The 16591-nt window shown below is 64.6% G+C and carries 10 protein-coding genes; 6 read left to right on the plus strand and 4 right to left on the minus strand.

Annotated elements, in window-relative coordinates; all coding sequences use genetic code 11:
• Positions 1 to 60: 60 nt before the first annotated feature.
• The gene (locus J5X93_RS03105) at positions 61 to 1698 is read right to left on the minus strand and encodes a diguanylate cyclase (RefSeq protein WP_250034405.1); all 1638 of its coding nucleotides are present in this window, start codon (positions 1696 to 1698) and stop codon (positions 61 to 63) included.
• 251 nt (positions 1699 to 1949) lie between these two features.
• Between J5X93_RS03105 and J5X93_RS03110 the strand changes: the two genes are divergently transcribed.
• The 4 genes from J5X93_RS03110 (at position 1950) to speA (ending at position 6282) form a co-directional block, all read left to right on the plus strand.
• Positions 1950 to 3017, plus strand: a complete 1068-nt coding sequence (locus J5X93_RS03110) for a DUF2333 family protein (protein WP_070572707.1) — start codon at positions 1950 to 1952, stop codon at positions 3015 to 3017.
• A gap of 2 nt (positions 3018 to 3019) precedes the next feature.
• The gene (locus tag J5X93_RS03115; RefSeq protein WP_043207901.1) at positions 3020 to 3556 is read left to right on the plus strand and encodes an NUDIX hydrolase; all 537 of its coding nucleotides are present in this window, start codon (positions 3020 to 3022) and stop codon (positions 3554 to 3556) included.
• A 286-nt stretch (positions 3557 to 3842) separates the two neighbouring features.
• Positions 3843 to 4214, plus strand: a complete 372-nt coding sequence (locus tag J5X93_RS03120) for a translation initiation factor Sui1 (protein ID WP_043207898.1) — start codon at positions 3843 to 3845, stop codon at positions 4212 to 4214.
• A 154-nt stretch (positions 4215 to 4368) separates the two neighbouring features.
• Positions 4369 to 6282, plus strand: coding sequence for an arginine decarboxylase (speA, locus tag J5X93_RS03125; RefSeq protein ID WP_043207896.1), 1914 nt, complete (start codon positions 4369 to 4371; stop codon positions 6280 to 6282).
• 40 nt (positions 6283 to 6322) lie between these two features.
• Here speA and bla read toward each other — a convergent pair whose 3' ends face one another.
• Both bla and J5X93_RS03135 read right to left on the minus strand, forming a co-directional pair.
• The gene (gene bla, locus J5X93_RS03130) at positions 6323 to 7195 is read right to left on the minus strand and encodes a class A beta-lactamase (protein WP_250034407.1); all 873 of its coding nucleotides are present in this window, start codon (positions 7193 to 7195) and stop codon (positions 6323 to 6325) included.
• Positions 7196 to 7371: 176 nt separating this feature from the next.
• Positions 7372 to 8709, minus strand: a complete 1338-nt coding sequence (locus J5X93_RS03135; RefSeq protein WP_250034410.1) for an MATE family efflux transporter — start codon at positions 8707 to 8709, stop codon at positions 7372 to 7374.
• Between the two features lie 166 nt (positions 8710 to 8875).
• Between J5X93_RS03135 and J5X93_RS03140 the strand changes: the two genes are divergently transcribed.
• Entirely contained in the window at positions 8876 to 13777 is a 4902-nt protein-coding gene (locus J5X93_RS03140; RefSeq protein ID WP_250034412.1) for an alpha-2-macroglobulin family protein, read from the plus strand.
• Between the two features lie 77 nt (positions 13778 to 13854).
• Here the strand turns inward: J5X93_RS03140 and J5X93_RS03145 are convergent, their stop codons facing one another.
• Positions 13855 to 14148, minus strand: coding sequence for a hypothetical protein (locus tag J5X93_RS03145; protein WP_043207888.1), 294 nt, complete (start codon positions 14146 to 14148; stop codon positions 13855 to 13857).
• Between the two features lie 77 nt (positions 14149 to 14225).
• On the opposite strand from J5X93_RS03145, the gene pbpC reads away from it, so the two are divergent.
• Entirely contained in the window at positions 14226 to 16580 is a 2355-nt protein-coding gene (gene pbpC / locus J5X93_RS03150) for a peptidoglycan glycosyltransferase PbpC (RefSeq protein ID WP_090343112.1), read from the plus strand.
• The last annotated feature ends 11 nt before the right edge of the window (positions 16581 to 16591 follow it).

A 16591-nucleotide genomic window follows, 5' to 3' on the forward strand; every position in this document is an offset into this window, starting at 1 on the left:
ATTTTGTGACGAGGTGATGACGAGAAAGGCGTGACCTTACAAAAAAGTGGCTATTTGCCTTTATTGGCCAAGCCGGTCGGGGAAGCAGGTGGCACGCACCACGCAGTTGCGCCCGGCATGCTTGGCGCGGTACAGCGCCTCGTCCGCGGCGCTGGCCATGGTCAGGGCATCGAGGTTGTCGTCCAGTTGCACCACGCCGGCGCTGAACGTGCACGTGAGATCGTGGGGCTGGGCCGGGTAGAGGATTTCGGCGAAACGTCGGCGAATCTCGTCCAGTACCTTGTGGGCCGCGTCCAGCGCGGTGTTAGGCATGACGATGGCGAACTCCTCGCCGCCGTAGCGCCCGATGAAGTCGGTCTTGCGCAGCCGCTGCTTGAGAAACAGCGCCAGGCTCTTGATCACCCGGTCGCCCATCGGGTGGCCATGGCGATCGTTGATTTTCTTGAAATGGTCGATGTCGAGCATGGCGAAGCTCAGCGGCTGCGCTTCGCGGCGTGCGCGGAAGCTGCAATCTTCCAGCAACTGCAGGATATGGGTGTGGTTGTACAGCCCCGTGAGGCTGTCGCGCACCATGCGGGCCTTGAGGTGACGGGCGCGGGCCGCGCGGTTGCGCACGGTGGTGATCAGGTGGCGTGAGCGGATCGGCTTGGTCAGGAAGTCGTCACCGCCCTCGCTCATGGCGTCCAGTTGCTTGTCCAGATCATCCTCGGCCGACAGGTAGATGATCGGCACACTGACGTAGCGATCGTTATGGCGGATGACCTTGGCAAGCTCGGGGCCGGTGCAGTCGGGCATATAGAGGTCGAGGATGATCAAGTCGGGCTGGAAATCCGCCAGCTCGGCCATGGTGCGGATCGGCTCGGTGAGGGTGCGGGTGATCATGCCCGCGCCGTTGAGCAGGCGTTCGGTATACATGGCCTGGGCGCGGGAGTCGTCGATGATCAGCACACGGAAGGGGTCGTACTGGGTGGCGCTGGTGTAGAGCTCGACTTTCTCCAGCAGGCTCGAGGCCTCCAGCGTGCCGGTCAGGAACTCCTGGCCTCCGGCGCGTACGGCGGCCAGACGGGTGGGGGTGTCGGTCTCGTGGTGGCTGAAGAACAGCAGCGGGATGTGCTGATCCAGCCCTTGCTGGGCCAGGGCCGCGAGTTTCAGGCCTTGGCCTGGGCCAGTGAAGTCCACATCCATCACGATGGCCGAAGGCAAACGTTCACGCATCGAGGCGCAGAAGGCCTCGGCACTGTACAGCGCCTGCACGCCCAGGCCGAAGAATTCGAGCTGCTGGGCCAGGCGCTCGGCTCGGTCGTGGTCCTGAAGCAGGATGTAGACGGGCTTGCGTACGGGTGGCAGGGGCACATTGTCGAGCTGGTCGCCTTTGCGCAGGCCGGTACGTGAGAGGCGCTGCATCAGGCGGTTGAGTTCGCTGATCAGCTCCGAGTTCAGCCGCGCGCTGTTGGCCTCGATGGCCCGCAACGTCTGGCCGATCGCCGCCGAGAGCACGCTATGCTCGGGTTGTTCGAAGCGCTCGGCATAGCGTTGCAGGCGCAGGTTGGCCTCGCACAGCTCGCCCAACTCCGCAGCCGACCACTCGCCCCGTTGCAGGCGCTGCCAGATCTCCAGGATCTGTCGGGCCTGGTGGATGACCCGCTGGGCGAAGTGCTGCTTGAGGCGCTCGTGGCTCGGGTCGGCTGGCTGGGTCATGTCCTGACTGCTTGTTGGTGTGTGGTTATGCAGGTGCAATGATGGCTCCATGCTAGCACTCATTTCTGGACTGGCCAGTGCGCCATGTCAACAAAGTCTGCCCAGGTACGAATATTCAGTTACCGACCGATTGGTCGCTTATGCGTAAGGCAGTGTCTGCTTTATAGTGCTGCCACGCGGGCTTGCCGTGGCACCCTGGCTGGGGCTGGTGGTCCAAGCCCCTGAACTGTCGGACTGATAAGGACAACGCCATGCTGGATTGGAAAAACCGCGAGGCCAAAGCCGAGCCCCGTGAGCGCGTCGACGCCCGTGGCGCCGCTGCACGTAGCTATCTGGGGGGGTTGTGGAGCCGAGCCTTGGGCACCCTGATCGGCCTGTATCTGTTGGTGTGCATCGGCCTCGGTTGGTACTGGAGCCAGGAGCCGGAGCTGTTCCCCGTTCAGCAGAACGCCCAGGCTGCTGCCGAGCGCACCGGCCAGCAAATGGTGGTGGGCTATACCACCATCGAGACCCTCAAGACCGTCGCCGGCACCCTGCTGAACAAGCCGGGCGGCTACATCTCCAACGACCGTTTCCCGCCAGGGCTGTGGATGGACAACATGCCGAGCTGGGAATACGGCGTGCTGGTCCAGGTGCGTGACCTGTCCCGCGCCCTGCGCAAGGACTTCGCCCGCTCCCAGTCGCAATCGACCGAAGATGCGGACCTGGCCAAGGCCGAGCCGCGCTTTAACTTCGACAACAAGAGCTGGATCCTGCCGTCGAGCGAATCGGAGTTCGAGGAGGGCATCAAGTCGCTCAGCCGCTACCAGCGCCGTCTGGCTGCCGGCGACCAGGGCGCCATCTTCTATACCCGCGCGGACAACCTGAACAACTGGCTGGGTGATGTGGCCACCCGCCTGGGCTCGTTGTCCCAGCGCCTGTCGGCCAGTGTCGGTCGGGTCAAGCTCAACAGCACCCTGAAGACCGAGTCGGTCGTTCCAGGCCAGGCGCCGCAGGTCGACGAGGAACTGGTGGAAACCCCATGGCTGCAGATCGACAACGTGTTCTACGAAGCCCGGGGTCAGGCTTGGGCGCTGTCGCACCTGCTGCGCGCCATCGAGGTCGACTTCGCCGATGTACTGGCCAAGAAGAACGCCACGGTCAGCGTGCGCCAGATCATCCGTGAGCTGGAGGCCTCCCAGGAGGCGCTGTGGAGCCCGATGGTGCTCAACGGCAGTGGCTTTGGCATGTGGGCCAACCATTCGCTGGTAATGGCCAACTATATTTCCCGGGCCAACGCCGCTGTCATCGATCTGCGTCAACTGCTGTCGCAGGGCTGAGGATGACCATCAGCCCACAGGAGGCTGCGCATCGCGCGGCCTCCGATCGTGAATCGGTCGCCTGGGTCGACGAGGCCGACCGACTGCTCGGCGCGCTACCCCGGGCCGAGCTGCGTGAGCGCGGCCTGATCGGGCGCTGCACCTTCATCTTGTTGTTCAACAGCGCCGGTGAGCTGTGCGTGCACCGGCGCACGTTGAGCAAGGCCTTGTATCCCGGCTATTGGGACGTGGCAGCTGGTGGCATGGTGGCAGCCGGCGAAAGTTACGAGATGTCGGCGGCGCGTGAACTGGAGGAAGAGCTGGGTATCTCGGGCGTCGAGTTGCGCTTTCACGAGCGGTTCTACTTCGATCAACCGGACAACCGCCTATGGTGCGCGGTGTTCTCGGCGGTTTCCGATGCACCGTTGAAGCTGCAGCCCGAAGAAGTCAGTGAAGCGCGGTTCATGAGTCTTGCCCAGATAGAAGCCGATCGTGGACGTTTGTCGTTCTGTCCGGACTCGCTGGCGGCGCTGGATCGTTACGCCGCCAGTCTGAAATAGCTGTGTTGGCAGGGCCGGCTCTTACGCAGGTGAACCCGCACTCACAGGGCTCATATAGCGCTTGAGCGCTGTGGGAATGGGTTTGTTCGCGAAGGGTCGCAAAACATTCGAAAAATGGCGCATTCCGGTACTTAGCAACCGGCAGATTTATCGTTACACTGCGCGCCCTTTTCGGGCTGTCGCAGGATTTTGCGGCAGTAGCGCTGCCCCTGCCAGAGTGGGGCTTCGCGGTCGGTCCTGGCCCCAGGCACCGACCAGTTTTTGTCCTCAGCAAAGAGGAACAAAAGTGGCCAAGAAAGCTTCTTCCTTCGCCGCCCTTGGCGGTCTCGTTTACTCCACCGATGCCGGTCGGCATTGCCCGGACTGTGGCAAGCCGGTGGACGCCTGCATCTGCAAGCAACAGGTCATCCCCGAAGGTGATGGTATCGCCCGCGTGCGCCGCGAAAGCAAAGGCCGTGGCGGCAAGACCGTGACCACCATCAGTGGCGTCCCGCTGCCCCTCGACCAGCTCAAGGAGCTGGCCAGCAATCTCAAGCGCCGTTGTGGCACCGGAGGCGCGCTGAAGGACGGGGTCATCGAGATCCAGGGCGACCATGTCGAGCTGCTGCTCGGTGAGTTGACCAAGCAGGGCTTCAAGGCGAAGAAATCCGGCGGCTGATCCCGGCCCGCGCGATTTTTCGCCCATTGCTTTCTAAACTCGTTCCCGTGGCAAGGGTCTATCCCCTGGCACGGACGAATCGTCATTTTCGGTTTTTACACTGCATCCGCGCTCTCGTGGTGCAGTGTCTTCGACTTATCTACAGGGGACTTGAATGTCCGTACGACGCACACGCAAAGATGATGGCAGCCAGTGGACCGTGGCCGACAGCCGCAGTGTTTATGGGATTCGCCATTGGGGCGCTGGTTATTTCGCCATCAATGAGGCCGGGCGCGTCGAAGTGCGCCCCAACGGTCCGGACAGTGCCCCGATCGACCTGTACGAGCAGGTCGACGAGTTGCGCCAGAGCGGCCTGTCGCTGCCGCTTCTGGTGCGTTTCCCCGACATCCTGCAGGACCGCGTGCGCCAGCTGACCGGCGCCTTCGATGCCAACATCGCGCGCCTGGAATACCAGAGCAAGTACACGGCCCTGTATCCGATCAAGGTCAACCAGCAGGAAGCGGTGGTGGAGAACATCATCGCCACCCAGAACGTTTCCATAGGCCTTGAAGCCGGGTCCAAGCCCGAGCTGCTGGCGGTCCTGGCGTTGGCGCCCAAGGGTGGGACCATCGTCTGCAATGGCTACAAGGACCGTGAGTTCATCCGCCTGGCGCTGATGGGCCAGAAGCTTGGCCACAACGTGTTCATCGTTATCGAGAAGGAGTCCGAGGTCGCCCTGGTGATCGAGGAAGCCGCCGATCTCAAGGTCAAGCCGCAGGTCGGCCTTCGTGTGCGCCTGTCGTCGCTGGCTTCGAGCAAGTGGGCCGACACCGGGGGCGAGAAGTCCAAGTTCGGCTTGTCCGCCGCACAGCTGATCTCGGTGGTGCAGCGCTTCCGCGATGCAGGCCTCGACCAGGGCATTCGCCTGCTGCACTTCCACATGGGCTCGCAGATCGCCAACCTGGCCGACTACCAGCACGGTTTCAAGGAGGCCATTCGTTACTACGGCGAATTGCGCGCCCTGGGCCTGCCGGTCGATCACATCGACGTCGGTGGCGGCCTGGGCGTGGACTACGACGGCACACACTCGCGTAACGCCAGCTCCATCAACTACGACATGGACGACTATGCCGGCGTGGTGGTGGGCATGCTCAAGGAGTTCTGCGACGCTCAAGGCCTGCCGCATCCGCACATCTTCTCCGAGAGCGGCCGCTCGCTGACCGCGCACCACGCCATGCTGGTGATCCAGGTGACCGACGTCGAGAAGCACAACGACGAAGTGCCGACCATCGAGAACAAGGAATCGCTGCCTGAAACCGTGCAGTGGCTGGTCGACCTGCTGGGCCCGACCGACATCGAGATGGTCACCGAGACCTACTGGCGCGCCACCCACTACATGGGCGATGTGGCCGCGCAATATGCTGACGGCAAGATCAGCCTCGCCGAGAAAGCCCTGGCCGAGCAGTGCTACTTTGCCGTGTGCCGCCGCCTGCACAACTCGCTCAAGGCCCGTCAACGCTCGCACCGCCAGGTGCTGGACGAGCTCAACGACAAGCTGGCCGACAAGTACATCTGCAACTTCTCGGTGTTCCAGAGCCTGCCGGACACCTGGGCCATCGGCCAGGTGCTGCCGATCATCCCGCTGCACCGCTTGGACGAGGAACCAATGCGCCGCGCCGTGTTGCAGGACCTGACCTGCGACTCCGACGGCAAGATCAACCAGTACGTCGACGAACAGAGCATCGAGACCAGCATGCCGGTGCACGCGGTCAAGGAAGGCGAGGACTACCTGCTGGGTGTGTTCCTGGTCGGTGCCTATCAGGAAATCCTGGGTGATATGCACAACCTGTTCGGCGACACCGACTCGGTGAACATCTACCAGAACGCCGATGGCAGCGTGTACCACGCCGGCATCGAGACCCACGACACCATCGAGGACATGCTGCGTTATGTGCACCTCTCGCCGGAGGAGTTGATGACGCACTACCGAGACAAGGTCGCCAGCGCCCGCATCACGGCGCGTGAGCGTACCCAGTTCCTGGATGCGCTGCGTCTGGGGCTGACCCGGTCGTCGTACCTGTCTTCCTGATCGCACGATGCGCTAGCGTCTGGAGCGATCGAGGCGCGGGCTAGGGTGAAACGGCCTTGACCATGGCCCTGCCGATGGCGGCGATCGCCGCGTTGCGTTCATCCAGGGAAGCTTCGGTGTCCTTGAGGTAGATGGTCGCGACGATCGCCTCGCCCCGCGGCGGCCATAGGACCGCCGCAATGCCTCGCGCCCCGAAACTTCCGCTGCCGGTCCTGTCGGCGATTTGCCAGTCGTTGGGGATTGCCGCCCGCAAAAGCGGGCCACCCACCTCGTTGTTGCTCAGCCATTCGGTCAGTTGTGCCCTGGACGGTGTGTCCAGGGCCGTTCCCAGTAACAATGCCTTTACCGTGTTTGCCATGGCCCGTGGTGTCGTGGTGTCACGCTCATCCCCAGGCATGACCTCATTCAAACTCGGTTCGTTTCGATCCGATCGGGTGGTCTGGTCGCCCAGTCCTCGGACAAAAGCGGTCACTACCTTGGGCCCTCCCAGGACCTCGAATACGGCATTGGCGGCGGTGTTGTCGCTGGTTTTGAGGGTGATGGCGCACAGTTTTGCCGCAGGTACATGCGTGCCGACCAGGTCTTTGGTCACCGGCGCGTAGGCCAGGATGTCTTGCGAGTGAATAGGCACCGATCGGGTCATCAGCGCTTGCCCTTCATTGAGCAGCGTCGAACACAAAAGAAGCTTCACGGTGCTTGCCATCGGAAAGCGTTCGTCGGCCCGATACTGCCAGGAGCGACCCGTGCCGGTGTCATGAATCGAGTATCCGACTGTCGCCTTGAGCGTGCGCTCTATCTGCAGGGCTGCTTCCTGGATTGGGTCGCCGCCGGCCATGGCCGCCTGGGCTGGGAAAGTGACAGCAGTAGCGAACAGCCATGAGCCGACCAAGCGTCTGACCTGACGGGAAAGCATGAGTAAGTCCTGTCGATAAAAGAGGGAGCGGGCGACGTTAAGAGGCTTTGGTTGTTTCAGATGCAGGATATGGCCTCAAGCTACGAAGACTTGTTCTGGTTATTGGGTAGGGTGTTTCTGGGGCATTCCTTTGATTGCCTCAATGCCAGGTCGTGATGCAGACGCATCGCCGTCCCTCATGGAACCCATAGGCCTTGTTGCCGCAGCTGCCAACCCACCCATCCCAGCGTTATCGCCCGTAGCCCCATGAATACGAGAAAGGCCAACCACAGACCATGGTTGCCCAGCCCGCTCATCGCCAGCGCCAAGGGCAAGCTCAGCGCCACGCTGAGCAGCATCGCATTGCGCATCTCCCGTGCGCGTGTGGCGCCGATGAACAGGCCGTCGAGCAGGTAGCTCCATACGGCGATCAACGGCAATACCGCCAGGTAGGGTAGGAACGGGTAGGCCGCTACGCGCACGCTGTCGATATCGGTCTGCAGGTCGATGAACAGATGCCCTGCGAGCAAGAACAGCGCGGCAAAACCCAGGCTGACGATCAGCGACCAGCCGCAGGCCACCACCAGCGAGCGGCGTAGGGTCTGGTGATCTCGGGCACCGATGGCGTGGCCGCACAGGGCTTCGACTGCATGGGCCAGGCCGTCCAAGGCATAGGCGGTGAGCATCAGGCCATTGAGCAGCAGGGCGTTGGCCGCCACAGTGGCTTCGCCCAGTCGCGCCCCCTGAACGGTTACCAGCAGGAACACCAACTGCAGCGCCAAGCTGCGCAGGAAGATGTCGCGGTTGACCGACAGCAGCGGCCGCCAGGACTGCCAGCGCTTGAGTGCGGCCCAGGCAATGTGCCCAGGGTAGGCGCGCAGGGCCGGACGCGTCAGGGCAAGCCCGAGCAGCGCGGCGCTCCATTCGGCCATGACCGAGGCCCGCGCCGAGCCCAGCACGCCCCAGTCGAGGCCAAGAACGAACCACAGGTTAAGGACGATGTTCAGCACGTTGGTGGTCAGCAGGATCGCCATGGGCGCCCGGGCGTTCTGCGTGCCCAGGAACCAGCCGACCAGGGCGTAGCTGGCCAGCGCCGCCGGCAGGCCTAGCAGACGGGTATGGAAGAAATCCTCGGTGGACTGGTGCAGCGCCGCGCTCGGTTGCATCGCCTGCAACGCCAATTGGCTGAAAGGAATCGCCAGCAGGCCGATCAGCAGTGCGAAGGCCAGGGCCAGCAGTAATCCTTGCACCAGTACCTGGCGTAAAGCGGCTCCATCGGAGCGTCCTGCAGCCTGGGCGGCGAACCCGGTAGAGCCCATGCGCAGGAAACCCATCAGTCCGACCATGAAGGTGAACAAGGTCGACCCCACCGCCACTGCGCCCAATTGATGGGCATGGGGCAGGTGGCCGATCACGGTGCTGTCGACCAGGGCCACCAGTGGTACCGAGATGTTGGACAGGATCATCGGCGCGGCCAGCGCCCAGACCTTGCGGTGGGTACGGCGGTCGTGCCAGTCGGTGGACAGTGCGGACATGTGAAACCTTGGGCTGAAGGGCCGCTTGGAGAGTGGCGCCATTGTAGCGGGCAGGCCAAGGCTGTGCGCGAACAGGGTCTCAGTTGCACGCTCATGGCAGGTACGTGGCCAACCATTGCGCTATAGTTGCGCCCTTATCGACACGCTGCCCAAGAGTTCTCTTTCCATGCTCAACAAAGGATTGTTGCTGGCCTGCGCGCTGGCGCTGCTCAGTGCTTGTGATTCCTCGTCGAAGGATGCTCCGGCTCCTGCCGACAAGCCGGCTGCGTCGGCGCCTGCCGCCACCCCGGCGCCCAAGCGCGAAGACCCGGCCGTCCTGGCCAAGCGCTACGCCGACCGCGAGCTGACCGTGCTGGACGTCTCGGAAGTCCAACTCGATGGTGCCAGTACCCTCTCGGTCAGCTTCTCCGCTCCCTTGGACGCCAATCAGGACTTCGCCTCCAAGGTCCACCTGGTCGATACCGTCAAAGGCAAGATCGACGGCGCCTGGGAGCTTTCGGACAACCAGATGGAACTGCGCCTGCGTCATCTGGAGCCGCAGCGAAAGCTGGTCTTGACGGTCGACAAGGGCCTGCTGGCGGTCAACGACAAGCGTCTGGAGCAGGAGTCGGTGACCCGTCTGGAAACCCGCGACATGCAGCCGACCGTGGGCTTCGCCAGTCGCGGCTCGCTGTTGCCCACCCGCCTGGCCGAAGGCCTGCCGGTGATCGCCCTGAACGTCGACAAGGTCGATGTGGAATTTTTCCGCATCAAGCCGGACATGCTCTCCAGCTTCCTGGTCAACTGGGGTCGCAACAGCAGCCTGTACTACTACCAGTCCAAGGAAACCCTGGACATGGCCGACCTGGTCTACAGCGGCCGCTTCGACCTCAACCCTGCGCGCAACACCCGCGAGACTGTGCTGCTGCCGATCGCCGGGATCAAGCCGCTGCAGGAGCCGGGCGTGTACCTGGCGGTGATGCGCGCCTCGGGCACCTATGATTATTCCCAGCCGGCGACGCTATTCACTTTGAGCGACATCGGCGTCTCCGCCCATCGCTACCGGGATCGCCTGGACGTATTCGCCCAGGCCCTGGAAGGCGGCAAGGCGCTCAAGGGCGTCACTCTCGAGTTGCACGATGACAAGGGCAAGCTGCTGGCCCAGGCCGAAACCGACGGCGAGGGCCACGCACAACTGCCGATCACTGCCAAGGCCGACACGCTGATCGCCACCCAGGGTGTAAACACCACGCTGCTACGCCTGAACACCGCCGCCCTGGACCTGGCCGAGTTCGACATCACAGGCCCTCAGGCCAATCCGCTGCAGTTCTTCATTTTCGGTCCGCGCGACCTGTATCGCCCGGGCGAGACGGTGTTGCTCAACGGCTTGCTGCGCGATCAGGACGGCAAGCCGGTCAAGGCGCAACCGGTGACGGTCGAGGTGCGTCGGCCGGATGAGCAGGTCAGCCGCAAGTTCGTCTGGGAGGCCGACAGCAACGGTTTGTTCCAATACCAACTGCAACTGGCCACCGAAGCCCCGACCGGACGCTGGCAACTGCTGCTCGACCTGGGGGGCGGGCGTAAGCAGGTCTATGAATTCCTGGTCGAGGATTTCCTCCCAGAGCGCCTGGCCCTGGAGCTCAAGGGCAGCAGCGCGCCGCTGTCGCCTGACGAAACCGCGCGCATCCAGGTCAATGGCCGTTACCTCTACGGCGCGCCTGCCGCCGGCAACCGTCTGAGCGGCCAGGCCTATGTACGCCCTCTGCGCGAAGCCGTGCCGGCGCTGCCGAACTATCAGTTCGGTTCGGTCACCGAGACCGAACTCAACCAAGACCTGGAGCTGGACGAGGTGACCCTCGACAACGCCGGCAAGGCCACCCTGGATATCGAAAGCCGCTGGGCCGAGGCCCGTTCGCCGTTGCAACTGACTGTCCAGGCCAGCCTCCAGGAGTCTGGCGGACGGCCGATCACCCGCCGCCTGGAGCAGCCGATCTGGCCGGCCGAACGCCTGCCGGGCCTGCGTGGCCTGTTCGAGGGCGAGGAAACCGACAGCGACGGTCCCGTGGAATTCGAAGTGCTGGTGGCCGATCGCGAAGGTCACAAGCTTGCCGCCGAAGACCTCAAGGTGCGTCTGGTGCGCGAGCGTCGCGACTATTACTGGAACTACTCCCAGAGCGACGGCTGGAGCTACAACTACAACGAGAAATTCCTCACCCAGAGCGAGGAGACCGTCAGCGTGAAGGCTGGCGGCACCGCCAAGCTGAACTTCCAGGTGGAGTGGGGCCCGTACCGGGTCGAGGTAGAAGACCCGCAGACAGGGCTGGTCTCCAGCGTGCGCTTCTGGGCGGGCTACCGGGCCCAGGACAACGCCGAAGGTGGCGCGGTGCGTCCGGACCAGGTCAAGCTGGCCTTGGACAAACCGTCCTATGCCGACGGGGCCACCGCCAAGGTCACGGTCACCCCACCTGCTGCTGGCAGCGGTTATCTGATGATCGAATCCAGCGATGGCCCGCTGTGGTGGCAGGAGATCGACGTGCCCGCCGAGGGCAAGACCTTCGACGTGCAGCTGGATGAAAAGTGGGCGCGTCACGACCTGTACATCAGCGCCCTGGTGATCCGCCCCGGCGAACGCAAGGCCAACGCCACGCCAAAGCGCGCCGTGGGTGTACTGCATCTGCCGCTGGACCGTGCCGAACGCAAGCTCGCTTTGACCTTGCAGGCCCCGCAGAAGATGCGCCCCAAGCAACCGCTGACCGTGAAATTCAAGGCCGCCAACGCCGATGGCAGCGTGCCGAAACAGGTGCATGTGCTGTTGTCGGCGGTGGACGTGGGCATCCTCAACATCACCGATTTCAAGACCCCGGACCCGTTCGCCAGCCTGTTCGGCCGCAAGGCCTACGGTGCCGACCAATTGGATATCTACGGCCAGCTGATCGAGGCCGGGCAGGGCCGTCTGGCGAGCCTGGCATTCGGCGGCGACGCGGCCATGGCCAAGGGCGGCAAACGCCCCAACACCACGGTCACCATCGTTGCCCAGCAAAGCCTTCCGGTAACGCTCAATGAACAAGGCGAGGGCGAGGCGACTGTCGAGATTCCGGACTTCAACGGTGAGCTGCGCCTGATGGCCCAGGCCTGGACCGACGAGCACTTCGGCATGGCCGAAGGCAAGACGGTCGTCGCCGCACCGCTGATCGCCGAACTCTCGGCGCCGCGCTTTTTGGCCGGTGGCGATCACACCAGCCTGGCGCTGGACCTGGCCAACCTGTCCGGCCGCGCCCAGCAACTGAACGTGCAGGTGAGCGCCGAGGGCCAGTTGGCCCTGGCCGGCGAAGGCCAGCAGAGCGTCAGCCTGGCCGAGGGCCAGCGCAAGACCTTGATGATCCCGGTGCAGGCCCAGGGTGGCCTGGGCCAAGGCAAAGTGCAGGTGCGGGTCAACGGCCTGCAGTTGCCTGGCGAGCCGACCCCAGCCTTCGAGCGCCAGTGGACGCTTGGCATGCGCCCCGCCTATCCGGCGATGCTCAAGCACTACCGCGTGGCGCTCAAGGACCAGCCCTGGACCTTGCCTGAAGGCGACCTCGCGGCCTTCGAGACCGTGGGCCTGGAAGCCAGCCTGGCGCTGTCCAGCCGCCCACCGCTGAACCTGGCCGAACAGATTCGCGCCCTGGAGGCCTACCCCTACGGCTGCCTGGAGCAGACCACCAGCGGCCTGTACCCTTCGCTCTACGCCGATGCCGAAAGCCTCAAGCGCTTGGGTATCAAGGGCGAGCCGGCCGACGTGCGCAAGCGCAAGATCGAGATGGGCATCGAGCACCTGCTGGGCATGCAGCGCTACAACGGCAGCTTCGGCCTGTGGAGCTCGGACAGCGAAGAGGAATATTGGCTCACCGCCTACGTCACCGACTTCCTGCTGCGCGCCCGCGAGCAAGGCTTCGGTGTACCGGCCGAGGCCCTGAAGAAAGCCAATGAACGCCTGCTGCGCTATGTGCAGGAGCGCAACCTGATCGAGGTGGACTACAGCCAGAACGCCGACCACACCCGCTTTGCCGTGCAGGCCTATGCCGCGCTGGTGCTCGCGCGCAACCAGCAGGCGCCGCTCGGTGCCCTGCGTGGCCTGTTCGAGCGCCGCAGCGATGCGCGCTCCGGCTTGCCACTGGTGCAGTTGGCGGTGGCGCTGGACAAGATGGGTGACAAGCCGCGTGCCCAGCAAGCCTTGCAGGCGGGCCTTGGCGTGAAGCGCAGCGATGGCTGGATGGCCGATTACGGCAGCACCCTTCGAGACCAGGCACTGATCCTGGCCTTGCTGCAGGAGAACAACCTGGCCGCCAACCAGGTCGACCAGCGCCTGTTCGCGCTGTCCGATGAGTTGGCGGCCAACCGCTGGCTGTCGACCCAGGAGCGCAACGCCTTGTACCTGGCCGGTCGTGGCCTGCTGGGCAAGCCGGAAGGCCAGTGGCAGGCACGCCTGGACAGCGCCGGAGAGATCCGCGAGTTCAACAACGCTGAATCGGGCATGAAGCTCGAAGGCCCCTTGCTGATGTCGCCGCTGACCGTGCAGAACCAGGGCAGCGAGACCCTCTACCAGCAGCTGACCCTCTCCGGCTACCCGCGCCAGGCCCCGCCTGCAGGGGGCAACGGTATGGAGATCCGCCGTGAGTACCTGGGCATGAACGGCCAGCCGCTGGATGTGCGCAGCCTACGCAGCGGCGAGTTGGTGCTGGTGCACCTGGCGCTCAAGGCCTCCACCGCGGTGCCGGACGCCTTGGTGGTGGACCTGCTGCCGGCGGGCCTGGAGCTGGAGAACCAGAACCTGGCCCAGAGCGCCGCCAGCCTGGACAACGCCAGCAGCGCGGTGAAGCAGTGGCGCGAGTCGATGCAGAATGCCAGCCTGGTGCACCAGGAGTATCGCGACGACCGCTATGTGGCCGCGCTCAAGCTCGATGGCTACGGCACCAGCCATCTGCTGTACCTGGCCCGGGCAGTGACGCCGGGGACCTATCGCATTCCCCCACCGCAGGTGGAGTCGATGTACCGGCCTAACCTGCAGGCGGTTGGGGAAGGGCAGGGAGAGATGATCGTGAGAGGGCGCTGAGGGCTCTTGGAGCTTCGAGCGGCAAGCGGTAAGTAAAAGCAGGTGGTGTGAGCCACGCTTGCTTGCAGCTTGCAGCTCTAATGAACGATCCAGCTCAACACCCACAGGCCCAGCAACGCCCAGATGATCCCGAGGATGATCGAGGCGCGCATGAAGGCGCGGACGGCCGAGTACAGCAGCATCAGGCCGACGATGAGCGCCAGGATGCTGACCAGCGAGGTGTCCATGCCCAGGTTGCGCGCCAAGCCGTCGATGAAACTGCTGCCGGCGTTGGCCAGCAGGTTGAACAACCCGCTAAGGCCGTCGACGATGAAACGGATCAACGAACCCAGTGCTTGGCCCAGCCACTCGAAAAAACCTTCTACATGCATAGTTGCTTCCTGATGAACGAATCGGCGCGGGTGCCGTTCCCTAGCCTTTGGCCATCACTTGGGCAGGTCGGTTCCCGATGCCAATGGTAGCGTGCCTGCGCACCCGCACCGCAAGGGTCGTGCGTGGTATCGGCATCGCCAGTGTGCTGGTCGTGGCGCTGTTGTGGCTGGCCGATCGCTTGTGGCCGTTGCCCATGCCGGGCGATGACCTGGCGCGAGTGGTGCTTGCCGAGGATGGCACGCCCCTGTGGCGTTTTGCCGATGCCGACGGAGTGTGGCGGTATCCGGTGAGCCCCGAGGAGGTCTCGCCGTTGTACCTGGAAGCGCTGCTGACCTACGAGGACCGTTGGTTCTATAGCCATCCCGGGGTCAACCCGCTGGCGCTGGCGCGTGCAGCCTGGCTGAACCTGCGTGGTGGCCGGGTGGTGTCGGGCGGCAGCACGCTGTCGATGCAGGTCGCACGCCTGCTCGACCCTCACGAACGCACCCTGTCGGGCAAGCTGCGTCAGCTGTGGCGTACGGCGCAGTTGGAGTGGCACCTGTCCAAGCGTGAGATCCTTCAGCTCTACCTCAACCGCGCCCCGTTCGGCGGCACCCTGCAAGGGGTGGCCGCCGCCAGCTGGGCTTACCTTGGCAAGTCGCCGATGCACCTCACGCCTGCCGAGGCAGCGCTGCTGGCGGTGCTGCCCCAGGCGCCCAGCCGGCTGCGCCCGGATCGCCACCCCGAGCGTGCCCAGCGGGCCCGCGACAAGGTGCTGGAGCGCTTGGCCGAGTACCAGGTATGGCCGGCGCAGCGGGTGAGCGAGGCGCAGGAAGAACCCTTGCTGCTGGCGCCTCGCCAGGAGCCGGCCCTGGCCCCCTTGCTGGCCCGGCGTCTGAACAGCGCCAACAGCCCACCGCTGATTCGCACTACCCTCGATGCGGCCTTGCAACGTCGCCTGGAGGACCTGCTGTTGGGCTGGCGTGCACGGCTGCCCGAGCGCACCTCAGCGGCGCTGCTGGTGGTGGAGGCGCAAACCATGGCCGTGCGCGCCTACCTCGGCTCCATCGACCTAGCCGATGAGCGCCGCTTCGGTCATGTCGACATGGTCCAGGCCTTGCGATCACCCGGCTCGACGCTCAAACCGTTCCTCTACGCCATGGCCATGGACGATGGGCTTATCCACTCAGAATCCTTGTTGCAGGACGTGCCACGTCGTTATGGCGACTACCGGCCTGGTAATTTCTCCATGGGCTTCACGGGCCCGGTTTCGGCCAGTTCCGCCCTGGCCCTGTCGCTGAATCTGCCGGCAGTGCAGTTGCTCGAGGCTTACGGACCAAAGCGTTTCGCCGCGCAGATGCGCATGGGTGGCATGCCGCTGGTACTGCCGCCGCTCGCCGAACCGAACCTGTCGCTGATCCTCGGCGGAGCGGGCAGCCGTCTGGAGGACCTGGTGGGTGGCTACGCGGCCCTGGCCCGTGAAGGGAAGAGCGCGCGGGTACGCCTGCAACCTCAGGATCCGCTGGTCGAGCGGCAGCTGCTGTCGCCTGGTTCGGCCTGGATCGTCCGGCGTATCTTGAGCGGCCAGGCCCGGCCGGACCGTGATCTTCACGCTGAGCTGGTACAGCGCCCGCAGTTGGCCTGGAAGACCGGCACCAGCTACGGTTTTCGTGACGCCTGGTCGGTGGGCGTGGGGCCGCGCTACCTGATCGGTGTGTGGATCGGCCGACCCGACGGCACGCCGGTGCCGGGACAGTTCGGCTTGGCTTCGGCGGCGCCGCTGATGCTGCAAGTCCACGACCTGCTCAGCAACCGTGACAGCCAGCGGGGGATCAATGTGCCGGCCGAGCGGGTGCCGGCGAGCGTCGGTGTGGCCGCCATCTGTTGGCCATTGGGCCAGCCCATGAACCGCCTGGACCCCAACTGCCGTCGCCAGCGCTTCGCCTGGACATTGGACGGCACTACGCCGCCGACCCTGCAAGCGGCCGATCAGCCGCTGGGGCTTGGGTTGCGCGAGACGGTTTGGGTCAATGGGCGTGGTTTGCGCGTCGATGCCAGTTGCAGCGGCGCCAAGGCGCAGGAGGTGGCGTTGTGGCCGGCGCCGCTGGAGCCGTGGCTGCCCCGCATCGAGCGCCGCGCCGCGCGCCTGCCGGCGGTGGACCCTAGCTGTCCGCCCCAAGTGCCGGTGAGCGCGCCGCCGCTGTCGATCGTCGGTGTGCGCCCCGGCGACACCCTGCGACGCCCGGCAACCAGTCGCGAACCGCTGCAGGTGCCGGTTTCGGCCTTGGGCGGCAGCGGTCAGCGCTGGTGGTTCCTCAATGGACAGCCCTTGGGCGAGACCCGCGACCAGGACAGTCTGCTGGTGCGCTTCGAAAAGACCGGGCGCATCGAACTCAGCGCGCTGGACGAAAGTGGCGAGACCGCGCGGGTAGAGTTTCAGGTCAGCCAATAGCGACCACCGCG

Source organism: Pseudomonas sp. BYT-1 (assembly GCF_023611805.1).
Taxonomy (GTDB): Bacteria; Pseudomonadota; Gammaproteobacteria; order Pseudomonadales; family Pseudomonadaceae; genus Aquipseudomonas; species Aquipseudomonas guariconensis.

Excerpts from the sequence above, each read along its gene's own strand:
- J5X93_RS03105 (WP_250034405.1), bottom strand. The coding sequence starts at position 1,698 with ATGACCCAGCCAGCCGACCCGAGCCACGAGCGCCTCAAGCAGCACTTC.
- J5X93_RS03110 (WP_070572707.1), top strand. The coding sequence starts at position 1,950 with ATGCTGGATTGGAAAAACCGCGAGGCCAAAGCCGAGCCCCGTGAGCGC.
- J5X93_RS03115 (WP_043207901.1), top strand. The coding sequence starts at position 3,020 with ATGACCATCAGCCCACAGGAGGCTGCGCATCGCGCGGCCTCCGATCGT.
- speA (WP_043207896.1), top strand. The coding sequence starts at position 4,369 with ATGTCCGTACGACGCACACGCAAAGATGATGGCAGCCAGTGGACCGTG.
- bla (WP_250034407.1), bottom strand. The coding sequence starts at position 7,195 with ATGCTTTCCCGTCAGGTCAGACGCTTGGTCGGCTCATGGCTGTTCGCT.
- J5X93_RS03135 (WP_250034410.1), bottom strand. The coding sequence starts at position 8,709 with ATGTCCGCACTGTCCACCGACTGGCACGACCGCCGTACCCACCGCAAG.
- J5X93_RS03140 (WP_250034412.1), top strand. The coding sequence starts at position 8,876 with ATGCTCAACAAAGGATTGTTGCTGGCCTGCGCGCTGGCGCTGCTCAGT.
- J5X93_RS03145 (WP_043207888.1), bottom strand. The coding sequence starts at position 14,148 with ATGCATGTAGAAGGTTTTTTCGAGTGGCTGGGCCAAGCACTGGGTTCG.
- pbpC (WP_090343112.1), top strand. The coding sequence starts at position 14,226 with ATGCCAATGGTAGCGTGCCTGCGCACCCGCACCGCAAGGGTCGTGCGT.